The 6,274-nt window shown below is 59.1% G+C and carries 7 protein-coding genes; 1 reads left to right on the top strand and 6 read right to left on the bottom strand.

What is annotated here, in order from left to right; genetic code table 11:
• Window positions 1–448: 448 nt before the first annotated feature.
• From CF137_RS03440 to CF137_RS03415, 6 genes are read right to left on the bottom strand one after another with little or no spacing between them, the layout of a single operon-like run.
• Window positions 449–1,627: a tetratricopeptide repeat protein gene (locus CF137_RS03440; RefSeq protein WP_139717953.1), complete on the bottom strand. Its 1,179-nt coding sequence runs from the start codon at window positions 1,625–1,627 to the stop codon at window positions 449–451.
• 2 nt (window positions 1,628–1,629) lie between these two features.
• Window positions 1,630–2,292 (bottom strand): energy transducer TonB, encoded by a 663-nt coding sequence (locus CF137_RS03435; RefSeq protein ID WP_101317696.1) that lies wholly within the window; start codon window positions 2,290–2,292, stop codon window positions 1,630–1,632.
• Window positions 2,289–2,690 carry an ExbD/TolR family protein gene (locus tag CF137_RS03430; protein ID WP_005339369.1) on the bottom strand — a complete coding sequence of 134 codons (402 nt, stop codon included), beginning with the start codon at window positions 2,688–2,690 and terminating at the stop codon, window positions 2,289–2,291. Before CF137_RS03430 ends, CF137_RS03435 begins: the two co-directional genes overlap by 4 nt.
• A complete protein-coding gene (locus tag CF137_RS03425) occupies window positions 2,687–3,217 on the bottom strand; it encodes a MotA/TolQ/ExbB proton channel family protein (RefSeq protein ID WP_139717952.1) in 531 nt (176 codons plus the stop codon). Before CF137_RS03425 ends, CF137_RS03430 begins: the two co-directional genes overlap by 4 nt.
• Complete coding sequence (locus tag CF137_RS03420) at window positions 3,214–4,521, bottom strand: MotA/TolQ/ExbB proton channel family protein (protein WP_139717950.1); 1,308 nt, start codon at window positions 4,519–4,521, stop codon at window positions 3,214–3,216. The genes CF137_RS03425 and CF137_RS03420 overlap by 4 nt, the downstream gene beginning before the upstream one ends.
• Window positions 4,518–5,279 carry a DUF3450 domain-containing protein gene (locus CF137_RS03415; protein ID WP_162515816.1) on the bottom strand — a complete coding sequence of 254 codons (762 nt, stop codon included), beginning with the start codon at window positions 5,277–5,279 and terminating at the stop codon, window positions 4,518–4,520. The genes CF137_RS03420 and CF137_RS03415 overlap by 4 nt, the downstream gene beginning before the upstream one ends.
• Before the next feature lie 209 nt (window positions 5,280–5,488).
• Here CF137_RS03415 and CF137_RS03410 point away from each other — a divergent pair, with 209 nt between their 5' ends.
• A complete protein-coding gene (locus tag CF137_RS03410; RefSeq protein ID WP_101317690.1) occupies window positions 5,489–6,265 on the top strand; it encodes a helix-turn-helix transcriptional regulator in 777 nt (258 codons plus the stop codon).
• The last annotated feature ends 9 nt before the right edge of the window (window positions 6,266–6,274 follow it).

Genomic DNA, 6,274 nt, shown 5'->3' with positions numbered 1-6,274 from the left:
ATTTAAGTTTGGTTTGCGTCGTGTCATTACCGAAGTAACAACATTCAGCGGCTCAATGAATTGCTGAAATAAACTGTTCGACTTCTTATTGCTAAGAAATCGTCTTGGTCACTTCACCAGACATTGAAAATCAAAAATTAATTTTGATGCTCGATGCTGTGAGTGCCCACACAGATTGCTTGATTCAAATTGTTAAAGAGCGTTGCGCTTGTCGCGCTAAGGAGGCGTATAATACGCTTCTCACTTCGAGAGTCAAGCGATTGTTTTCGCTTTTCTTTCGGCGCCCACTTCACCAGGAAGCTAGCTCATCAGTCCGGCGTGTTCCGCCGTGCTGGTAGGGGCGCATTATAGGGAGCCGCACCGGGATGACAAGGGCTTTTTTGCACAAATGCGCTCGTTTGCTGGAAAAGCGAGCTGAACGCCGCAAAACAGCCCCTTGGCACCCTATTTACGCCGCTTTTTTGCTCAACTCTTCGCTTTGCGTACGGATATAGTTGACCCAGCTGGTTGCCTTCTGCTGCCAGTTATCCTGTTGCTGCAGCTCACGGGCCAGTTCCAGCGCCTGGGCATACTGCTCCTTATTAAGGTGTGCCTGCACCAGCAATGCTTTGACACGATTGCCTTGCTCGCCTTTTACCGACTTGATGGCGGCGAGCTGGGTCATGGCGGCATCTGTCTTACCCTGTTGCAGCAGCAGTTCGGCGGCGCGCATGGCGGCTTTCGGCTGACCATGCTGGTTGGCCAGCAGTTGCCAGCTATCGACCGCTTGTGACCACTCCCGGGCACCTTCCCACAATTGGGCCAGCAGTTGCCGGTTTTCAGCACTTTGCTTCATCTGTCCCTTGGCCATGGCCGCTTCCAGCAGACGGGCACCACGATAAGGCAGCCCTTGCCAGGCATAGAGGCGGATCAGCTGATTGCGGGCTGATGCGTCATCCATCAGTTTTTTGTCGATGGCGGTCTGCAGCAGTGCCAGTGCCTGATCGCCACGTTTGGCGGAGAGGTTGAGTGATACCGCCTGTTGCCACCATTTGCTCTCTGTCGGCTCGTGACGGATCAGCTCTTCGGCCTGCTCTGCCGCCACGCCATAACGCTGCAGCGCGGTGAGGGCCGAGAGGCGGATAATGGCAGCCTGCTTCTGCCAACCCTTCTTCAGTAACTGTTCGCTTTGGCTGGCAGCTTCACCGTACTGCTTGTTGTGGTAATAGAGGCCGGCCAGACGCAACCGCAGTGCATCGTCAGGCTTGAGCGCCAGTGCCGCCTTGTAGCTGGCGATGGCACCGGACCAGTTGGATTGCTGGGCCTGAATATCGCCGCGCAGTCGCAGCAGCTGGAGCTGTTGCTGCTCGGGCCACTCTTTATAGGCAAGGGCCTGTTCGACGTAACGGCTCGCCTGAGCGGTCTGTTGCAGATTGGCCGCCAGCGAGGCTTGCAGCTGGGCCAGCCAGGCACGCTCGGCATCGCTATTTGGCTTGAGGCCGGACGCCTTGCTCTGGGCCTGTTGCCACTGGTCGGACTGATAGAGCTTCATCACCGGTTCAAGCTGGCGAGAGAAGTGAGGGCTGACCTCCATCGCCAGACAGGCTTGGCTGACCAGGGCCAGCAGACAGATCCAGATCCGCAACATAGTTATGACTCCAGTTTGAATTTGAGCGTGATGACCTGCACCAGCTTGTCGCTGGCACCCGGCCTTGGCTGATAGCGCCACTTATTGATCGCCTGAATGGCCGCCCGCTCGAACTGACGCTTGGGCTTGGCCTCAACGACCTCTACATCCTGTACTCGTCCTTCCGCATCTACGCTAAAGCGCAGGGTCACGGCGCCTTCAATCCCCGCCTGCTGGGCGCGATAGGGATAGACCGGCTCGATCCGTTGCAACGGCATCAGCATGTCACCAACGCCAATGCCAGTTCCCTGCTGCTGGCCGTGGTAGTTACCACTCAGTACTGGAGTGGTGCTGGTCGCCACACCGGGGGCATAAACCTGCACTGCACTGAGGCTGGAAACCAGATCCAGACTTGGTTGCGCCGGCGAAAGCGGCGCAGCGGCTGGCATTGGCAGAGGCGTTGCCGCCAGCGCGGCAGGGGGCTCGGGCAAGGGATCGGGTTCCTGCGGCACCGGGCGCTCACGCACCTGCACCTCGGTCACCTCGTTCTGCATATTGATGACGATGGATTTTTGCTCACTCGCCACCTTCTCGCCTCGGGGCGGCTCCACCAGGGTTGCCATAAACAGCAGGATGCCCAGACTGAGGGCGATCCCCAGCCCCAGGCTCATCAGCTTGTATTTCATTTCGGCGCCACCGCCACGGCGATATTGGCGATACCCGCCGCCTTGGCCTCATCCATCACCCGCACCACCTTGCCGTGGGGCACCCGTTCGTCAGCCTGGATCACCAGACTGGCGTCTGGCTGCTCCGCCAGCAGGCGGGCGATGGTGGCCTGTACCCGCTCCACATCGATCTGCTTGCGGTCGAGGAAGATCTGACCCTGAGCCCCGATCGCCAGCATGATGCTAGAGGATTTCTGCGCCTTGGCCTGACTGGCCTGGGGTCGGTGCACCTCAAGCCCGGCTTCACGCACGAAGGAGGTGGTGACAATAAAGAAGATCAGCATGATGAACACGATATCCAGCATGGGGGTCATGTCGATCTGCACTTCGTCACGCTGGCGTTTGGATTGCCGTCTCATTGCATTACCTTCTCTTCTCGCAAGCAGTCCCGGGTCTTGGCCAGCGCACGCTTGGCCTGACTCTCGAGCCGACTGAGTAACAACACGCCGGAGAGCGCCACCACCATGCCTGCCATGGTAGGGATGGTGGCGCGGGAGATCCCGCCCGCCATGCTCTCCGGGTTAAAGCGGTTGGCCGCAGCCAACGCATCGAATACGCCGATCATGCCGGTCACTGTGCCCAGCAACCCCAGCATGGGGCAGAGCACCACCAGGGTGCGGATGAAGATCAGATGACGGTTTAGCGCAAGCTCACTCTGCGCCAACCAGCGGCTGCGGATCGCCCGAGCGTGCCAGCTATGGCGCTCGCTGCGCGCCTGCCAGCGGCCGAGCAACTGTTGCTGCAACGGGCCAAAACCCAGATTGAGGTAGAGCAGCCGCTCGATCATCAAAATCCACATCAGCACCAGCAGGACCAGAATGACCCAGAGCACCGGGCCACCACGACCCATGAAGCTCTGCAGCTGTTGCCAGATGTCGAGCATCATGCTGCTCGCTCCATCCCGCTGTTATTGCTCTCGGCGCGCTCGGCCAGAATGCCGGCCACCTGCTGCTCCAGCACATTGGAGAGCTCGGTGAAACGGGATTGCAGCAGGCTGTGAGCCAGGATCAGCGGAATGGCCGCTACCAGACCCTGTACCGTGGTGACCAGCGCCATGGAGATGCCGCCCGCCATGATCTTGGGATCGCCGGTACCAAACTGGGTGATGGCCTGGAAGGTGCCGATCATCCCGGTCACGGTACCGAGCAGACCCAGCATGGGGGCGATGGCCGCGATCACCTTGACCATGCCGATGCCGCGCTCCATCCGAGGGGTCTCCTGCAGGATCGCCTCATCAAGACGCAGTTCGAGGGTCTCCATGCTCAGCTCGGGGTGTTTGTCTGCCACCGTCAGCACCCGACCGAGGGCGTTGTCGGCATGGTACTCGCCACTCCTGAGCTGGCGACGTACCAGAGTCAGTTCGCGGGAGAGGCTCCACAACCGCACCGCCGCGATCCCCAAACCGATGGCAGCCAGCAGCACGATAATGGCGCCGACCTGACCACCCTGTTGTACCTGCTGCCAGAAGGTAGGCGCCTGCGCCAGCATCGCCAGCAGAGTGCCATGAGATGGATCCAGCGGCAGCGCTTCCCCCTCCTGACCCTGATAAGCCGCAACGGCAGAGAGTACGCTACCGGGCAGACCCAGTACCGGGCTCAAGCCTTCGGCGGTCGGTTGCAGGAAGCCGTCGCTCCCCAGCAGGGCAAAGCTGCCAACCCGGGTCAGCGACTGCTCGCTGGCAGCCCCCTGGGCATCGAGCACCTTGCCGTTGAACTGGGCAATCTGGCCCGATTCGCGGATCTCTTGCAGCAGCGTGGCGGGCAGCAGGGCGAGGGCGGCGCGATCCGGCACCTGTTTATCCTGCGCCATGGTTTTCAGCGGGGCGAGGCGATCAGGATGCTGACCCTCGACCGCTGATTCGGTCAGCAACTTGACCGCATCGCTGGCGCCCTGACGGGTGACCGAGAAGATCTCGTTCATGTCGCCGGAGGCTTGCTGCCACTGGGCGTTGAGCTCGACCAGCTGCTTCTCGTTGCTGGCGAACTTGCCGGCCAGCTCCTTGCTCAGGCGCTGGGCATCGGCCAGTCTGGCGCTGGCAGTACCGAGCTCCTTGGCAACGGTCGCCAGATCTTGCTGAGCCTGCTGTTCGCGGGCTTGCTCCTGCTGCTGCCAGTCATCATTGGCGACCGCGGCGTTGGCACCACAGGAGAGGGCAATAAGGAGGGGGAACCACTTCATGGTGACTCTCATGATTGGGCCTCCTGACTGCGGCTGACAGAGAGGGGGACATTGAGCAACTGAGGAACTTTCTTGTCGGCAGCCACATCCATCGCCTCAGCGATGGGGGAGAGCCACTGGCTGTCGAGGGCTTGCCACTGCTTTGCCTCGGCAGACCAGCGCCATGCCTGACTGCGATCGGCAGTCATCGCCAGCAGGGAGACCCGACCCAGCGCCAGCACATCGACCCGACGTGGGGCACCGTCCAGCTCCAGCTCGGCGGAATAGCTATCCATCCGGCTGCCGTATTCGGCTTCGATCTGATAGGCCTGCAGCAGCTGACGGAATTTCTCCGCTTCGCTCACGTCCGCGCGGGCCAGGGTCGCTTTCAACTGTTCAACCCGCGCCAAGCGATCTTCCCGGCGCAGCGGGATGTCGTTTTGCACCAGTTGTTCCAGATCTGTCTGCATCTGCAGCATCAGCGGGATCAAGCCCTGACGGGTCTCTTGCACCGCTTCCAGCTGCTGGTTCAATTTGCCCAGCTCATTTTGCTGATCGGCCACCAGAGATTGCATGTAGCGGTTGTAGGCTTCGAGGTCGCGCAGTTGCAGCTGGGCATTTTGCAGCTCCAGTCGTGCAGCAACAGCGGCATCGGCGGCTTTTTCCACCCGCTGCTGGGAGGCTTTCCCGGCAGCTATGCTGTTGTTGAGGGCGGGAGCAACCAGCTCATCCCCGATGACAGCAAAGTGGACTGACAGTGGCAGCAGGGCCACACCCCATAAATTGTTCATTGAAACGCATCTTATTAATGATAACTATTATCATTATCTCAAATGCAACGCAGACTGGCAACGAGAGGATTTCCTTGGCCTTTATGCACAAAAACAGGATAATTTTTAAGCAGGCACGGAATAAGTGGCGCCAACCGCCACCACACAAATATAAATAACGAGAAAAATCTTTTCGATCAGTGTGATAGAGATCGAAAAAGGAGAAAGTAATGCTCAACGATGCGATCTGGGAACATATCGACAAGTTCACCAAGGCAACTAAAACCAGCGATATCCAACAGCTGCTGGAAGGCTTCAGTCATCAAATGGGCTTTGATTACTTTCGTCTGCTGATTATTTTTCCCATCAGCATGCAGAAATCCCATGTAGCGCTGTTCAATAACTGCCCTGTGGCTTGGTTTGACGCCTACAGCGAGAATCAGTATCTGACTCAGGATCCGGTGGTCTATCTGGGGCTGAAACAGACCCAGCCGATCTTCTGGAACAAGCTCGACTGCGACTCACCCTGGCTGCCCAGCGCCAGCCGGGAGGTGATGAACCTGGCGGCCGATTTCGGCGTGCGCAATGGCGTCTCCTTCCCGCTGCACACCCCGCAGGGGGAACACGGCATCTTGTCATTCATCACCAAGGACAAATCCAACTCCGACCTGATGTTTGAAAATGTCCCGCTGCTGTCGTTCTGCGCCAGCTACATCTTCAACTCGGCGCTGCAGCTGATCAAAAGCAGACCGGATATGATGAAATACCTGACCGAACTGTCGGATCGGGAGAAGGAGTGCCTGTTCTGGGCCAGCGAGGGCAAGACCTCCTGGGAGATCGCCACCATCCTCGGAATCAGTGAACGGACGGTCAACTTTCACCTGACCCAGGTGACCAACAAGACCGACTCGAAGAACCGCAGTCAGGCCATCGCCAAAGGGATCACCAGCGGCATCATAGTGCCCTCCCTCGACGAGGTAACCATCACCAACCTGCGGCTGTCGTAACCCTCAGCT

Origin of the sequence: Aeromonas sobria (assembly GCF_006243315.1) — a bacterium.
Taxonomy (GTDB): domain Bacteria; phylum Pseudomonadota; class Gammaproteobacteria; order Enterobacterales; family Aeromonadaceae; genus Aeromonas; species Aeromonas sobria_A.
The sequence above is the reverse complement of the archived record's forward strand: the minus strand, read 5'-3'. Positions and strand labels throughout refer to the sequence as shown.